At 67.7% G+C, this 15609-nt stretch carries 16 protein-coding genes; 12 read left to right on the top strand and 4 right to left on the bottom strand.

The features are described from left to right. The first annotated feature begins 22 nt into the window (after nucleotides 1-22). From iolB to ACSQ89_RS35110, 7 genes are all read left to right on the top strand, one after another. Complete coding sequence (gene iolB / locus ACSQ89_RS35140; RefSeq protein WP_436296928.1) at nucleotides 23-817, top strand: 5-deoxy-glucuronate isomerase; 795 nt, start codon at nucleotides 23-25, stop codon at nucleotides 815-817. Between the two features lie 117 nt (nucleotides 818-934). Further along, nucleotides 935-1912: a Bug family tripartite tricarboxylate transporter substrate binding protein gene (locus tag ACSQ89_RS35135; protein ID WP_436294940.1), complete on the top strand. Its 978-nt coding sequence runs from the start codon at nucleotides 935-937 to the stop codon at nucleotides 1910-1912. Nucleotides 1913-1940: 28 nt separating this feature from the next. Continuing rightward, nucleotides 1941-2924: a tripartite tricarboxylate transporter substrate binding protein gene (locus tag ACSQ89_RS35130; RefSeq protein WP_436294939.1), complete on the top strand. Its 984-nt coding sequence runs from the start codon at nucleotides 1941-1943 to the stop codon at nucleotides 2922-2924. Between the two features lie 18 nt (nucleotides 2925-2942). Beyond that, nucleotides 2943-3701, top strand: coding sequence for an SDR family NAD(P)-dependent oxidoreductase (locus ACSQ89_RS35125; protein ID WP_436294938.1), 759 nt, complete (start codon nucleotides 2943-2945; stop codon nucleotides 3699-3701). Nucleotides 3702-3772: 71 nt separating this feature from the next. Continuing rightward, entirely contained in the window at nucleotides 3773-4582 is an 810-nt protein-coding gene (locus tag ACSQ89_RS35120) for an SDR family NAD(P)-dependent oxidoreductase (protein ID WP_436294937.1), read from the top strand. Beyond that, nucleotides 4579-5220, top strand: a complete 642-nt coding sequence (locus ACSQ89_RS35115) for an HAD family hydrolase (RefSeq protein ID WP_436294936.1) — start codon at nucleotides 4579-4581, stop codon at nucleotides 5218-5220. The genes ACSQ89_RS35120 and ACSQ89_RS35115 overlap by 4 nt, the downstream gene beginning before the upstream one ends. Nucleotides 5221-5271: 51 nt before the next feature. Beyond that, entirely contained in the window at nucleotides 5272-6282 is a 1011-nt protein-coding gene (locus tag ACSQ89_RS35110) for a Bug family tripartite tricarboxylate transporter substrate binding protein (RefSeq protein ID WP_436294935.1), read from the top strand. A 262-nt stretch (nucleotides 6283-6544) separates the two neighbouring features. Here the strand turns inward: ACSQ89_RS35110 and ACSQ89_RS35105 are convergent, their stop codons facing one another. Next, on the bottom strand, nucleotides 6545-6679 hold the full coding sequence (locus ACSQ89_RS35105; RefSeq protein ID WP_436294934.1) for a hypothetical protein: 135 nt from the start codon (nucleotides 6677-6679) through the stop codon (nucleotides 6545-6547). Nucleotides 6680-7171: 492 nt separating this feature from the next. Between ACSQ89_RS35105 and ACSQ89_RS35100 the strand changes: the two genes are divergently transcribed. The 5 genes from ACSQ89_RS35100 (at nucleotide 7172) to ACSQ89_RS35080 (ending at nucleotide 12408) form a co-directional block, all read left to right on the top strand. Further along, nucleotides 7172-7765, top strand: coding sequence for a phosphatase PAP2 family protein (locus ACSQ89_RS35100; RefSeq protein WP_436294933.1), 594 nt, complete (start codon nucleotides 7172-7174; stop codon nucleotides 7763-7765). Nucleotides 7766-7778: 13 nt separating this feature from the next. Next, nucleotides 7779-8825 carry a glycosyltransferase family 2 protein gene (locus ACSQ89_RS35095; RefSeq protein ID WP_436294932.1) on the top strand — a complete coding sequence of 349 codons (1047 nt, stop codon included), beginning with the start codon at nucleotides 7779-7781 and terminating at the stop codon, nucleotides 8823-8825. Further along, entirely contained in the window at nucleotides 8822-10387 is a 1566-nt protein-coding gene (locus ACSQ89_RS35090) for a glycosyltransferase family 39 protein (RefSeq protein WP_436294931.1), read from the top strand. Before ACSQ89_RS35095 ends, ACSQ89_RS35090 begins: the two co-directional genes overlap by 4 nt. Continuing rightward, nucleotides 10384-11229 (top strand): ChbG/HpnK family deacetylase, encoded by an 846-nt coding sequence (locus tag ACSQ89_RS35085; protein WP_436294930.1) that lies wholly within the window; start codon nucleotides 10384-10386, stop codon nucleotides 11227-11229. The genes ACSQ89_RS35090 and ACSQ89_RS35085 overlap by 4 nt, the downstream gene beginning before the upstream one ends. Before the next feature lie 165 nt (nucleotides 11230-11394). Further along, entirely contained in the window at nucleotides 11395-12408 is a 1014-nt protein-coding gene (locus tag ACSQ89_RS35080; protein ID WP_093110500.1) for an AraC family transcriptional regulator, read from the top strand. Here ACSQ89_RS35080 and ACSQ89_RS35075 read toward each other — a convergent pair. The 3 genes from ACSQ89_RS35075 to ACSQ89_RS35065 form a co-directional block, all read right to left on the bottom strand. Next, complete coding sequence (locus tag ACSQ89_RS35075) at nucleotides 12365-12796, bottom strand: MAPEG family protein (protein ID WP_436294929.1); 432 nt, start codon at nucleotides 12794-12796, stop codon at nucleotides 12365-12367. The genes ACSQ89_RS35080 and ACSQ89_RS35075 overlap by 44 nt on opposite strands. A 29-nt stretch (nucleotides 12797-12825) precedes the next feature. Next, nucleotides 12826-13788: a hypothetical protein gene (locus ACSQ89_RS35070; protein WP_093110499.1), complete on the bottom strand. Its 963-nt coding sequence runs from the start codon at nucleotides 13786-13788 to the stop codon at nucleotides 12826-12828. A 346-nt stretch (nucleotides 13789-14134) separates the two neighbouring features. Beyond that, nucleotides 14135-15601: an N-acyl-D-amino-acid deacylase family protein gene (locus tag ACSQ89_RS35065; protein ID WP_436294928.1), complete on the bottom strand. Its 1467-nt coding sequence runs from the start codon at nucleotides 15599-15601 to the stop codon at nucleotides 14135-14137. Between the last annotated feature and the right edge of the window lie 8 nt (nucleotides 15602-15609).

Below are 15609 nucleotides of genomic sequence, written 5' to 3'. Positions count from 1 at the left end.
TCAAAAACCAAGAGGTTGCCTTATGAGCTTGCTGGTCAAGGCCGCACCGACCGGCCGCGTGATTGCGGATGTCACGCCCGCTTCGGCGGGATGGAAGCATGTCGGCTTCAAGGCGCTGCGCCTCGCGGCCAGCGAGGAAGAGGCGCTGGCCACCGGCGCGCGCGAGCTGTGCATCACGGTGCTCACCGGCCAGGTCGACGTGACGGTGAACGCGCAGCGCTACAGCGCGCTGGGCAGCCGGGACTCGGTGTTCGAAGACCGCTCGCCCACGGCGGTCTACGTGCCGCCGGGGCGCGAGGTGCGCATCGCGGCGCGCGGCGCGGCCGAGGTGGCGCTGAGTTCCGCGCCGGCTCGGGGACTGCACCCGGAGCGGGTGATTGAACCCGCGCACATGGCGCGCAGCGTGCGCGGCCAGGGCAGCAACACCCGCCACGTGTGCGACATCCTGCCGCAGACCGAGCCGGCCGAAGGCCTGCTGGTGGTGGAGGTCATCACGCCTGCCGGCCACGCGTCGAGCTACCCGCCGCACAAGCACGACACCGCGGGCGACGGCGAGACGGTGCTGGAAGAAACCTACTACCACCAGCTCAACCCGGCGCAGGGCTTCGCCTTCCAGCGCGTCTACACCGACGATCGCAGCCTGGACGAGACGATGGCCGTCGAACACCGCGACACCGTGCTGGTGCCGCGCGGCTACCACCCCTGCGTGGCGCCGCACGGCTACGACCTGTACTACCTCAACACCATGGCCGGCCCGCAGCGGCACTGGGCCTTCCGCAACGACCCGGCGCACGAATGGATGCTGGCGCCGCGCTAGCGCCGGCCGCCAGCCACCTACTCACGCGAGACGAATGACGCGGCCCAACGCGGCCGGTGGTCACTGCCGCGCGCGACAGACAAGAAAAGAAGACAGATTCACAACCCTGGAGACACCATGACCAAGCGAACCACCCTCCGCCTCCTGGCGGCCATGCTGCTGGCCGGCCTCGGCGCCGCGCAGGCGCAGCCGGCCGCCTACCCGCACCAACCGCTGAAGTGGGTCGTGCCCTACGCGCCGGGCGGCACCACCGACGTGATCGCGCGCCAGCTCGCGCAGCGCATGGGGCAGACACTGGGTCAGCCGGTCATCGCCGACAACAAGCCGGGCGCGGCCAGCATCATCGGCGCCACCTTCATCGCCCGCTCGGCGCCGGACGGCTACACGGTGGGCACAGTGGACTCGGGCACGCTGGCCTTCAACCCGGCGATGTACGCCAGCCTCAGCTACAACGCCGAGAAGGACTTCAGCTTCATCGGCGGCCTGGGGCGGATGCCGCTGGTGCTGGCCGTGCACCCGTCGTTCCCGGCCAAGAATGTGCAGGAGTTCCTGGCGCTGGTTCGCAAGTCGCCGGGGTCCGTGTCCTCGGCCTCTTCGGGGCCGGGCTCGCCGTTGCACGTGGCGCTCGAGCTGTTCAAGCAGCAGACCAAGACCGACATCCTGCACGTGGCCTACAAGGGCTCGGCCCCTGCGTTGCAGGACCTGATGGCGGGCCAGGTGAATTCGATGTTCGTGGACCTGCCGCCCAGCCTGTCGATGATCAAGGCCGGCAAGCTCCGCGTGCTGGCCGTGGCCACGCCGCAGCGCCTGGCCATCCTGCCGGACGTGCCCACGATGGCCGAGGCCGGCGTGCCGGGCTACGAAGCCTACGCATGGCAGGGCTTCGTCGGCCCGGCCGGGCTGCCGGCGCCGGTGCTCGACCGGCTCAACAAGGAACTGGTGGCTGCGCTGAAGCACGCGGAGACGCGGGCCAAGCTCGAAGAGATCGGCATCCAGCCGATGCCGATGGTGCCGCAGCAGTTCGCCGATTTCGTACGCAGCGAGCAGAAGCTGTGGTCCGGCGTGATCAAGGCGGCCAACATTCGGCTCGATTGACGGCGCGCGTTTTCCAAGGAGACTTTTCATGACCATTTCGCCATTCACCCGCCGCCACGCCCTGGGCGCCCTCGCGGCGCTCGGAGGCAGCGCCTTGCTGCCCGCCGCCGCACAGCCGGGCACCTACCCGCACAAGCCGATCGAATTCATCGTGCCCTTCCCGCCGGGCGGCGGCACCGATGCGCTGGCACGCACGCTGGCCGAGGCCTCGCGCAAGTACCTGCCGCAGAGCCTGGTCATCATCAACAAGGCCGGCGCCAGCGGCGGGGTGGGCTGGGCGGAGCTCGTGAACGCGCGGCCCGACGGCTACAAGATCGGCATCATCACGGTGGAGATCACCATCATTCCGCACATGGGCGCGGTGCGCTTCACCTCCGACGACGTGACGCCGATCGCTCGGCTGAACGCCGATCCGGCGACCATCGCCGTGCGCCACGATTCGCCCATTCGCAGCATCGAGGAGCTGCTGGCGGCCAGCAAGAAGGCCGGCGCGGAAGGCTTGAAGGTCGGCAACGCCGGCCCCGGTTCGCTCGGCCACCTGGCTGCGGTGATGCTGGCCGACAAGACCGGCGTGCCCTTCACCCACGTGCCCTACCGCGGCGCCGGCCCGGCGCTGCTGGACCTGACGGGCGGCCACGTGGAGGCGCTGTCGCTGACGCCGCCGGACATGGCGGCCTTCGTGGCCGACGGCAAGGTGCGGCCGCTGGCTGTGATGGGCATGCAGCGCATCGGCTCGGGCTGGGAGCAGGTGCCGACGCTGAAGGAGCGCGGCATCGACGTTCAGGTCACGGGCTGGCGCGGCCTGGCGGCGCCCAGGAACACGCCGCCGGAGGTCATCGCCGTGCTGCGCCAGGCGTTCGCCAAGGCCATGCAGGAGCCGGCGCTGAAGGAAACCATGCACAAGCTCAACCTCCGGGAAGGCTATCTGGACCAGCCGGAGTTCCGCGCCGTGATGGCGCAGGACAACGCCATGTACCGCGCGCTGATCAATAAGCTCAACCTCAAGATCTGAGCCCAGGAACCATTCTTCATGCAATCGACATCTTCTTCCCCGCTGCAGGACAAGGTCGCCGTGGTCACCGGCGCGGCCGGCACCATGGGCCGCGCGACCGTGCAGGCCCTGCTCGACGACGGCTGCCGGGTGGCCATGATCGACCGCGCCGAGGCGCCGCTGCGCGAACTGGAAGCCGCACTCGGCGCGCGCGTGGCGGGCTTCGCCTGCGACATCGCCGACCCGGCTGCAGTCTCCGCCACGCATGCGGCCGTGCGCGAGCGCTTCGGCGAAGTCGACATCCTCGTCAACAACGCCGGCGTGCTGACCAACCAGAAGATAGAGGCCACGGCGGTCGAGGAATGGCGCCAGGTGCTGGCCGTCAACCTCGACGGCGCGTTCTTCTGGGCCCAGGCGGTGGTGCCCGCCATGAAGGCGCGCCGCTGGGGGCGCATCGTCAACACCGGCTCGCTGGCCGCCAAGACCGGTGGGCTGACGGCCGGCACGGCCTATTCGGTTTCCAAGGGTGCCATGGGAGCGCTGACCTTCTCGCTGGCGCGCGAGCTGGCCGGCCACGGCGTGACCTGCAACGCGATCGCGCCCGCCTATGTGCGCACGCCGATGGTGACGCAGCAGCTGTCTGCGCAGCAGCAGGCCGAGCTGCTGCGCCAGATCCCCGTGGGCCGCTGGTGCGAGCCCGAGGAGTTCGCGCATGCCGTGCGCTTCCTGGCGTCGCCGCTGTCCGGCTTCATCACGGGCGAGATCCTGGACATGAACGGCGGCCTGCTGATGGATTGAATGACCTGGCCGGCGTTGCCTTGGGCATCGTGCCGGCCTGAACCCTGTGACCCTGTGCACTGGAGCGAGACATGAGCGATTCCCTTCCCGGCCCGGCGGGCCGGTTCAGCGGCAAGACCGCATTCATCACCGGCGGCGCCAGCGGGCTGGGCCTGGCCAGCGCCCGCCGCCTGCTGCGCGAGGGCGCCAACGTGGCGCTGGCCGACGTCAACGCCGAGGAGCTGCGCCGCGTCGCCGACGAACTGGCGCAGCCGCCGGGCCGCGTCAGCCACCACCAACTGGACGTGACCGACGCCGCCCAGGTCGAGGCGGTCGTGGCCGCGGCCTGGCAGGCGCATGGCGCCATCGACGTGCTGGTCAACAGCGCCGGCGTGAGCTTCCAGGGCACGGTGCTGGACAACCCGCCCGAGGCCTGGAGCCGCGTGCTGGCCATCAACCTGACCGGCACCTTTCTGTGCACCCAGGCCGTGGCGCGCCGCATGGTCGAGCGGCGCCAGGGCCGCATCGTCATGATCGCCTCGATCTCGGGCCAGCAGGTCTGGTCCGGTCGCGTGGCCTATTGCGCGTCCAAGGGCGGCGTGCTGGCGCTGGCCAAGTCCTGTGCGATCGACCTGGCGCCCTACGGCATCACGGTCAACTCGGTCTCGCCCGGCCCGATCGAGACCGCGCAGACCGCCACGCTGCACGGCCCGGTGATCCGCCAGGCCATCGTGCAGGCCACGCCCATGGCCCGCTACGGCCAGGCCGACGAGGTGGCCGATGCCATCGCGTTCCTGGCCAGCGACGACGCGCGCTTCGTGAACGGGCACGACCTGGTGGTCGATGGCGGTCTCACAAGCGCCGCCATCCTCTACGACCTGAACCAGAATCCACAGCGATGAGTTCCGCGATCCGCGCGCTGATCTTCGACTGCGACGGCACGCTGGTCGACAGCGAGCCCTGGCTGGTCGAGGCCATGCTGGCCGAGGGCGCGTTGTATGGCTTGCTGTCTACGACACGCGCTGTGCTGGACGCGCAACGCGGCGCGCCGATGTCGCGCCAGATCGCCGTCGTGGCCGAGCGCTGCAGCGCGCCGCTGCCCGCCGACTTCGAGACTCGCGTGCGCGCGCGCATGGCCGATCTGTTTCGCGCGCACCTGCAGCCCATTGCCGGTGCGATGGAACTGGTGCGCGGTCTGATGCTGCCGTTCTGCGTGGCCTCCAACGGCCCGCGCCACAAGATCGAGCTGGTGTTGGGCCTCACCGGCCTGCTGCCCTGGTTCGAGGGCGCGGTCTACAGCGCCTACGAGGTCGGCGCCTGGAAGCCGGCGCCGGATCTGTTCGTGCATGCCGCGCAGCAGATGGGCTTCGCGCCGGCCGATTGCGCCGTGGTGGAAGACAGCGCCTCCGGCATCGCCGCCGGCCTGGCCGCCGGCATGCGCGTGTTCGCGCTCGGCGAGCAGCCGCCAGACCTGCCGCCCGCCGTGCAGCGCATTGCCAGTTTGTCTGACCTGTCGGCCCATCTGGCGGCGCCGCACTGAGCAACAAGAAACCTACCGATTCCATCCATCCACCCGACGAGGAGACAACCCATGCGTCACACATCCAATGCGGCCGCCACGCGCCGCACCGTTCTGCAGCACGGCCTGGCCGCCGCGGCGGCCATCGCCAGCCCGCTGAGCTTCGCCCAGAGCGCCTGGCCCCACAAACCGGTCACGCTGGTCGTGGGCTACCCGCCCGGCGGCCAGACCGACTTCGCCGGCCGCATGGTCACGGCCGGCATGCAGGCCGTGCTGGGTCCGGGCGTCGTGATCGACAACAAGGCCGGCGCCGGCGGCAACATCGGCACCGACAACGTGATGAAGGCGCCGCCCGATGGTTACCGCCTGTTGGTGGGCAACGGCAACATCACGCTCAACCCGCACACCTATCGCAACACGGCGATGGCAGACCCTCTCAAGCTCACGCCGATTGGCCTGTTGCTGCAGTCCTCGCTCATCCTGGCCGTGCCCAACAGCGTGCCGGCGAAGAACCTCAAGGAGTTCGTCGAGTGGGCCAAGGTGCAGGACAAGGAAAAGAACGGCATCGACTACGCCTCGGCCGGCCCCGGCAGCCTGACGCACGCGACGATGGAACTGTTCCGCGAGCGCATCGGCAAGCCCAGGATGAACCACGTGCCCTACAAGGGCAGCGGCCCGGCCATGACCGACCTGATCGCCGGCCGCGTGGGAGCGATGTTCGACGCCGCCTCGGTGATCGCGCCTTTCATCAAGTCAGGCCAACTGCGGCCGCTGATGGTGACCGGCACCAAGCGCGTGCCGGCCTTTCCCGAAGTGCCCACGGCCATCGAAAGCGGGCTCAAGGACTTCGAGGTGATCTCCTTCATCGGCCTGTACGGCCCGCCCGGTCTCAGCGCCGACATCGTGAAGAAGACCAACGGCGCGATGAACGCCGCGCTGAAGGACCCGAGCATCCAGAAGGGCATCGTCGAGCGCGGCGACGAACCCGGCGGCGGCACACCGGAGCAGCTGGCGGCGCTGACCCGCGACTACTACAGACTGTGGGGCGACATCGTGAAGGCCAACGACATCCGCGCGGAGTGATCGCACGGGATCGCCGATCCTCTTGCGATGCCGACCCACATCACGGTTTGAAGCCCGGCTCGAACCACCGCCGCAGCTGGAGCACGAAGGCCGTGACGGCCCCGCACTTCAAAGGCATCAGCAAGCGTGGCGATTCATAGAGGGTGCTTCGGCGCCCCGCACATGCTGGGCGGTTCCTCGATGCCGGTGACCGTCTGGATTTCCAGCGAGCGGGCAACGAAAAGCCTGCTCCAGGCGGGCTGGGGGAGGGAGCGCGGGGGCGTCAGGTCTCGCGCTCCTCTACCCAGTGCGTGCCGTCGCCGTAGGTCTCGTTGCCGGCCGCCATGACCTGCTCAAGGGCCCATCGGTTCTCCGGCGTATTGAGGTGCCAGGGCCCTTCGCCATAGTTGACCGGCACGCCATCAAGCGTTCCGGGTTGGCGGGCGTCTCTTTGATTGCCACACTGGCATGCGCCAATCTGATTTGTAGATCGCCCGCACTTTCAACCACGATCACGCATCATCCCGAGTGCTGCGCGAGCTGCGAGATTGGGCGCGGCGCCAATCTTTTTGGCAGGCCTTGTCCTCATCGCAATTGCTGAAGATGACACGAGCGTGACGGGCGATCACGCCTCGCTACCAGCCGATCGCCTGCTCGCCTTGCGATCAGTCCGCCGCCAAGGTGCGAATGATCCGGGCACGGGCGATCGCCCGTGACGCACTCACTTACCAGTGCGCTCAGCACGTTGCGCATCGCGCCCTAGCTCAGCGAGCTTGCTCTCAATAACACCCGCGCGCATCAGGTCTGCGGTGCGGGAACACAAAGCTGAAGATAGCGTTCAGCTTGCCTTCACAAGCGCCACCTAGAGTGGCGCCATGCCGACCACGCGCCTTCGCGGCTTCATGCTCGTATGAAGGCGCTGAATCTTGCCCTGCTTCAATGGATTGCGGCGGGCTACGAGCCCAGCCCGTGGCTTCTGCCCGTGGCGTCGGCCATCGCGCTCGGCGCGGCCTGGGCCGGCATGGCCCTCATGGGATGGGCCGCCTGGCGGCGGCCGTCGGAACGCGGCTACGTGATGGCGACGCTGGCCTTTGCGGCGGCCACCGCGGTGATCGCGCATGCCATCGCTGCGTCGCTGAATCTGCCGCGTCCTTTCATGCTGGGATTGAGCCCGGCCTACATCCCCCATGGCGCACGCGGGTCGCTGCCGAGCGCCCACGCTGCGGTGATGTTCACGGTCGCGCTGATGTTTCTGCTGCGTCCCCGGCTTCGTGACCTGGGCATCGGCATGGCGGCCCTGGCCGCGATCACCGGCTGGGCGCGTGTCTACGTCGGGGTTCATTTCCCGGCCGACATCGTGGCCGGGCTCTTGCTGGCCGTCGTGATGACGGGCGTCTTCGTCGGGGTCCAGCGGCTCTGGCGGCGCCATGTCGCGCCGAGGATCGCGCGCGACGATCTGCACGCGCGGGCGCCGGCCTCCAAGGCCGACCAGCCGCTCGCCTGAGAGGAGACGCGCCATGAACGGTCCCGTGCAGACGACGGGGGACATTCTCGACATCGAGCGTCCCCAGCAAGACGAGAGCACCGCGCGCGGCGAGCGCCGGGTGCGTGTGCCGACGGGTCGCAGCATCTCCTGCGTAATCCCCTGTTTCAACGAGGCAGACAATCTCAACGAACTGCTTGCGAGGCTCGAAGAGGCCTTGTGGGCCACGCATCTGGCCTGGGAAATCATCGTGGTCGACGATGGCAGCACCGACGGCACGGTCGCGGTGGCCGAGGGTTGGTGCCAGCTCTCGGGCTTCCGGTGCATCAGCCTGTCGCGCAACTTCGGCAAGGAAGCCGCGCTCACCGCCGGGCTGGAGGCGGCCTGCGGCGACGCCGTCGTCGTGCTCGATGGCGACTTGCAGCATTCGCCGTCGCTGATTGCAGACATGCTGGCCCGGTGGCAGGGCGGCGCCGACGTGGTCTACACGGTGCGGCAGGAGCGCAGCGACGAGCACAGGCTCAAGCGCTGGGGCGCAAGCCTGTTCTACAAGCTGGTGAATTCGTCCCATCGCTTCGAACTGCCCAGGGACGCCGGAGACTTCCGCCTGATGGACCGCAAGGTGGTGGACGCCTTGCTGAGCCTGCCGGAGCGCACCCGCTTCATGAAAGGCCTGTATGCCTGGGTCGGTTTCAATGCGGTCGCGTTGTCCTACACGCCCGGCCCGCGGGGGCAGGGAGAGAGCAGCTTCAACGCGATGCGCCTGTTCAATCTTGCCGTCGACGGGTTGACCTCGTTCACCACCTGGCCCCTGCGGGTGGTCAGCGTGGTCGGTCTCATGCTGGCCGTACCGGCTTTCGCCTACGGCATCTACCTGGTCGTCGAACACCTGCTGATAGGCAATGCCGTCTCGGGCTGGACGACGATCGTGGTGAGCCTGATGTTCTTCATCGGCATCCAGATGATCTCGACCGGCATCGTCGGCGAATACGTCGCGCGCATCTTCGAGGAAGTGAAGGGACGGCCGCTCTACGTGGTGAAGAAGGATCTGGGCCACGGCCTGGACGGGCAGCAGTCATGAGGCTGTCCCGTGACTCCAAGGCCATTCTGCACGCCGCTGCCGGCCTCGCGGCCTTCGTCCTGTGGTTGGCGGTCACGGCCGGGTTCCGGCCGTTGATGGCGCCCGACGAAGCGCGCTACGCCGGCGTGGCTTTCGAGATGCTGCGCAGCGGCGACTGGCTGGTGCCGCGGCTCGACGGCTTACCCTTCTTTCACAAGCCGCCGCTCTTCTACTGGATCAGCGCCGCGGCGATGGCGGTGCTGGGCCCCTCCGAATGGCCGGCACGGCTGCCTTCGATCCTCGGAGCGGCCGTCGCGGCGCTCGGCCTGCTGCTGTTCCTGCGCCGCTGGGCGGATGCGGCGAGCGCGAAGCTTTCCGTGCTGGTGCTGGTCACGACGCCCTTCTTCTATGTCGCAGCGCAGTTCGCCAACCTCGACATGCTGGTGGCCGGCTGCATCAGCGCGACCGTGCTGCTGGCGGCACATGCGAGCTTGTCCAAGGCGCAGGGCGAGGCATGGCGCGGGGCGCTGGCGGGCGCCTTCGTCTTCGCGGCGCTTGGCGTGCTCGCGAAGGGCCTGATCGGCCTGGTGCTGCCCGGCGCAATCTTCCTCGCCTGGTGCGTGGCAACGCGCCGTACCCGCGCCGTCTGGCAGATGGCCTGGCCGCCCGGGTGGGTGCTGTTGCTGGCGATCGCCGGCCCCTGGTTCGTGGTGATGCAGATGCGCTATCCAGCCTTCTTCGACTACTTCGTCGTGACGCAGCATTTCAGGCGCTTCGCCGCCTCGGGCTTCAACAACGAGCACCCGTTCTGGTTCTACCTGCCGGTGATCGCAGGGCTGACGCTGCCGTGGATCGGTTGGCTGGCGCTGGCGCGCCGCGGTGCGCGGGAGGGCAGGGCGCCGCTGTCCGACGTCGACTGGCTCATGCTGATCTGGGGCCTCTGCATCGTTCTCTTCTTTTCCATCCCGCGTTCCAAGCTGATCGGGTACGTGCTGCCCGCTTTGCCGCCGCTGGCGTACCTGATCGCGCGAGCCGTGCCGGCCGCGATGAAGGGCCCGGGCCCGCTGTCGCGGCCCTTGGGCTGGACGGCCGCGCTGTCCGGCCTTCTTTGCCTGGCATCCATCGCCTTCGTGGGTGTGTATGTCGTGCAGCCCGGCCATCGCCTGCGCCTTCCCGCAGGTGTTGCCGTGGCGCCGGGCGACCAGGTGCTGATGCTCGATGCCTACTACTACGAACTGCCCTTCAATTGGGCACTGCGACAACCCGTCATGGTCGCTACCGACTGGACGCCGGCCGTCGTCGAGCGGCGCGACGATTGGCACAAGGAGCTCCACGATGCCGCCCGCTTCGAGCCCGAACGCGGATCGACGCTGCTGGTCGACACTTTCCGTCTTCACGATGCGCTGTGCGTGCCGCGCGCCACCTGGCTGATCGGACCATCCAACGCCACGCTGGCGCACCCATGGCTGGCGCAGGCTCGCCTGGTCGCCGTGAGCAAGGAGGCGGCCGTGTGGCGATTCGCCGGAAGCGCAACGCGCGACCGCCGTTGTCTCGACGAACCCGGAGCCGCGGCGCCGCAATGACCGAACATGCGCCTCGATACCTTTGCATCTGCGCCGACGATTTCGGCATGACCGAGGGCATCAACTCGGCCGTGCTTGAACTGGCGGGGCGACATAAGATTTCCGCCATCTCCTGCATGGTTCGCCGCGATGCATGGGCCGTGGGCCTGCGCGGCCTGCGCGGCATCGAGCCGTCCTGCACCGAGGTCGGACTCCATCTCGATCTGAGCCCCCCGCCAGAAGGCCGGCAGTCCGAGCCTGGGCTGGGCGGATTGATTGTGCGAAGCCATCTGCGCCTGCTTCGCCCTTCGGCCGTGCGCGCCGAGATCAGGGACCAGCTGGCGCGCTTCGAAGACGGGCTCGGCCGACGGCCTGCCTTCGTGGACGGGCATCGGCATGTCCATCAACTGCCGGTGGTGAGCGATGTGCTGACCGAGGAGATCGCGAGGCGCTACGGCACGGAGGCGCCATGGGTCCGCAGCACAGCGCCGCCCGCACCGCGACGGCTTGCGAAGACCAAGGCCGACATCGTCTTCGCGCTCGGCGGCGCGAGGCTGCTCGAGCTCGCGGCGCGCCGAGGCATCCCGACCAGCCGCGCCTTGCTCGGCATCTACGATTTCACGGGCACTTCGGACGTCTACCGCGGGCGGCTGCGGCAGTGGATCGACTGTTGCCGCACGGGCGACGTGCTGGTGTGCCATCCCTCGCTCGGCGATGCGCCTTGGGTTCCCGCCGGCCCGGCGCGGCGCAACGAATACGCGGTGCTGAGCGCGATCGCCTTTCCGATGATGACCGCGGCCGGGGTCGTGTTCCTGCGTCCTCTTTCGCACTTGTCGCGTGCCGCCGATCCGGTCCATGCATAGGGCGCAGCTCGTCAAGGCCGCGGTTTTTCTGTGGGCGCTGGTGGTCTTCATGCCGGTCGGCGCCAACTACCTCGGGGCCGCGATGCCGAGCTCGTTGAAATTGGACTCCGCGAAGCGCGGGTGAAAGTGGTCAAATGGCGACGCTCCTGCGGAGGCGAAGTCGATATGGATGCCTTGTCCGAGGTCTTGAAGATCCTGCAGTTCAACAGCGCGATCTTCTTCAACGCCAGATTCACCGCACCATGGTGTTTTGCTTCCCCGGAAGCGGAGGCGGTGGCCAAGCAGGTCAACGCGGGATCCCAGCGTCTGCTCTTCTACCATCTCTTCGTGGACGGTTCGTGCACCGTGAAACTCGACGGCATGCCGCCGCTTCACCTGCAAGCCGGCGACATCATCCTGTTTCCGCATGGCGATGCCCACACGATGGCCTCGTCCGGGATGGACGAGCCCGGGCCGCTGCTCGATGTGCGAGCGCTGTTGCGCGAGAGGCCCGATGAACTGCAGCTGGGCGGCGGCGGCGAGCCAACCCGCTTCATCTGTGGCTATCTGTCATGCGATCCCATCCTGTGTCGGCCGGTCCTGGCAACGCTGCCCAGAGTGCTGACGGTCAGCCTCAGGAGGGACGAAAAGACCGACTGGGTGGAGCGTTCCTTCGTTTATGCGGTGGCGGAGGCCACTTCCACGCAACCCGGTGGCGAAGGCGTGCTGGCCAAGTTGTCCGAGGTGCTGGTGGTCGAGACATTGCGCCGGTACATCTCCCAGATGTCCGAGGGCCAGACCGGTTGGTTCGCGGGCTTGCGTGATCGCGTCGTCGGCAAATGCCTCGCCCTCATGCACGAGAAGCCGGCGTATCCATGGACGCTCGAAAGCCTTGCGCGCGAGGCCGGAACATCGCGCTCGGTTCTCGCCGAGAAATTTACCCACTATGTCGGACAGCCCCCTATCCAATATCTCGGCAAGTGGCGCATGGCGCTCGCGTCGAACCTGCTGCGGCGCAACGCCTTGAGCATGATGCATATCGCGCTGGAAGTCGGCTACGAAACCGATGCCGCTTTCAGCCGCGCCTTCAAGCGCGAGTTCGGCATGCCCCCGGCATCCTGGCGCCGCGAGAACAGCCTCCAGAGTCCGACTGAGGTCAACGACGGAAAACGATCAGTGCGATCAGCACGCAGAAGCTGAGGAACTGAACAAGAAAGAACGCGAAGCGCACCGACACGACTCGATCCGTCCGGGCGAAGCAGACGTGGACCAGCGACTGGGGGATCCGCGCCGCCAGGATGACGACGCACAGGGGATCCACCGTCGGATCGGCGATGCCGAAGGTGCGCAATGCATAGACCAGCACGGCGAAAACCGGCAGGTTCTCGACGCAGTTCGCATGTGCGCGCATCGAGCGCAGGTACCAGTCCTGCCCCTCGACATGGTCGGCCCTGAATTCGCTCATTCCCGCCCGACCACGAAGGACCCGGCTCAATCGGTAGGCGCCCACGGTGGCGAGCAGGAGGACCAGGGTCCAGGCGGCGAAACCCAGCAGCATCGGCTCGGGCAGCATGTTCTCGGCCTCCACTTGCATGTCCTGGTGGGCATGGCGATGCCCTACTGGCGGGGCACCGCGGGCGATCGGGCGGGCACCGCATAGAGCAGCGGCTGCAGCGCATCCGTCACCCGGGCAGCCTGCCTGTCATCGAGAACGCGGAAGAGGACCTTCTGGAAGCGCGGCTCCGTCACGCCCGACACGATGTACTGCCAGCGATACGCCTTCAGGATCCCCTCGCCGATGGCGGTGCGTTGCGCATCGGCGTAGCGCTTGCCCGCGATCGACTCGAAGTAGGTCGCATCGGCGCGCGCCTGAGCCAGGAGAATGCCGTCGACCGCCACGACCAAGTCGATCAGGTCGCCGACGGCCGCGTCGCGGTCGGCGGCGTTCAGGCGCGCGTCCTCGCGAAGGAACTCGAGCTCGTCCAGCACCGCGTGCTGCGACTCCTCTTTCCAGTGGGCCAGGAAGACGTCCTTCCACAACTCGCACAGGTCGTCCTGCGGCTCGATGCTGGCGCGATAGTGGGCCAACGTGAAGAGCTCGATGTCCAGTGTCAGCGCAAGGACCGACCAGGTGCTCTTGCTCAGCACGGCTGTCGCGACGGCGTTGGGTTCGGCCGTTGCCACGTATCCTGCAGGCATGTCGGCGGCCATCATCGTTTCCATGCGCCGGAACAGCTCCTGGTGCTTCAGCTCCTCGTCGGCCATGCGGACCAGGGCCTCCAGGGCCACCTGGTCGCCGAGCGCGTGCTGCCGGCTGATCTCGAGCACCTTGGCGCCGATGAAACGCTCCACCAGGCCGAAGATGTAGGCGTAGCTTCGACCCTGCACCTGGCTCAGCAGGCGCCGGTCATCGGACGTCATGAAATCCAGCTCGTTCACCAGTGACAGGCCGGCCGGCAGGAACGTCTTCTCGAGATCGAATCGCCGGCGACGGATGACGTCGTTGTCGATGTCCCAGCGGACGCGTTTGGAATTCGCGATGACCTTCGAGTACTGGGTCGCGGAGGGGGCGCTTTGCATGATTGCCTCTTTCAATGTTCGTTGAAGGAGCGTCAATGATCGAAGCGCGACGTGAATCAAGTCGGGCCACGCGTCCGCAAATCTTGCCCGGTGATCCGAGCATGCACGTACCGGCGCACACGCGATTCGCCGCGCAGTCCTCCCTCGGGCGGGGTTCGCCGGGAAGGAGCCGGTCCTGAAGGACTCTTTCCTGGCCGGGTCGGTGATTCGCAGACCAGAGGTGATTGACTGCTCTCGCACTGCAAAGCCGCCTTCGGTCGGCGTGACGGCGTACGGAGACGCTTGATTTGCACCAGAACCAATCTTTGCACCAGAACCGTATGAGCCGCCAAGGGCGATCGTGCGCCTACTGCAGACATGTCTCCTGTGTCATCGCGATCGGTGTGCGCCGGACGACCTGGCCGGCCTTTTCGTCTTGCACCGACCCGTCGGCAAAGGCGAGTCGCCCGTTGACCCAGACGCGATCGATGCCCGACGACAGCTCGCGCGGCTGTTCGAACGTGGCGCGATCGCCGACGGTGAGCGGGTCGAGCAGAACCAGGTCGGCTGCGTGACCGACGGCAATGCGGCCGCGGCCCGGCAAGCCCAGTTCCTCGGCGGTCAGGCCGCTCATCTTGGCGACGGCCGTCTCCAGGCTGAACAGATGTTCTTCACGCGCATAGTGGCCGAGCACCCGGGGAAAGGTGCCCCAGAGGCGCGGGTGTGGGTGCTCGTCGTGCGGCATGCCGTCGGAGCCGATCAGCGTCTTGGGGAACGCCAGGATGCGACGCACATCGGTCTCATCCATCATGAAGTAGATTGCGCCGGCCGGCATCAGTCGGGCGGCGGCCTCCTCGTCACTGCAACCCAGATCGCGAGCGATGTCGGCCAGCGTGCGTCCTGCATGCTCGGGATGGGGATCGGACCAGCTGACGAGCACGGACGAGGCGCGCGCCACGAATTCCGGCCGCAGCACGGTGGACGAAGCGTTGTATGGATAACAGTCCAGCGACACCGGTTGATGCTCCATCGCGGCGCCGATGCGCTTCAAGGTCTCGATGGAACGACCGTGGTTGGCGACACCCGCCAGCTTGTGGTGCGAGATCAGGACCCGAACGCCCAGGCGGCGGCCGATCTCGAAGGTCTCGTCCAGCGCATCGATGACCTTCTCGGCCTCGTTGCGCATGTGGGTCGCGTACAGCGCGCCGTGGGCGCGCAGTGGCTCGCCCACAGCAACGATCTCGTCGGTGCTGGCGTGTCGGGCTGGTGGGTAGAAGGTGCCGGTGGACAGGCCGAACGCTCCGGCGTCCAAGGCATCGGCCAACAGCGTTTGCATCGCCGTGCATTCGGCGGGTGTGGCGGCACGCTCCAAGTCGTCCATCACGTTGGCTCGCAGCGTCAGGTGGCCCACGAGGCAGACCGCGTTGACGGCCGTGCCTTCCGACTCGAGCGCTCGCAGATAGTTGGCGAATGCCGGAAACCTGAGCCATTCGTGGTTTGCGATCAGATCGAGCGGCGGCGGAATGACGCCGCGGATGCGGCTGGGCGCCAGGCTCAGGCCGCAGTTGCCGGTCACCACCGTCGTCACGCCCTGCGAGAGCTTGGCCGTCATCGCGCCGGGTGTCAGCAGCGCGCGGTCATCGTGGGTGTGTACATCGATGAAGCCGGGCGCCAGTACCCGCCCGGCGGCCGCAAGGCGCTCGCGTGCCGGCGTGTCCGACAGATCGCCCATCGCGACGATGCGACCGCCGGCAATGCCCACGTCCATCACGAAGCCCGGTTGGCCGCTGCCGTCGACCACGGTGGCGCCTGAAACGCAGAGTGTGAGTTCCATTCTGCGTC

It is taken from the genome of Variovorax sp. LjRoot175 (genome assembly GCF_964253805.1).
Classification (GTDB): Bacteria; Pseudomonadota; Gammaproteobacteria; order Burkholderiales; family Burkholderiaceae_C; genus Variovorax.
Note: the sequence above shows the minus strand (reverse complement) of the source record. Positions and strands in the feature narration are given on the sequence as shown.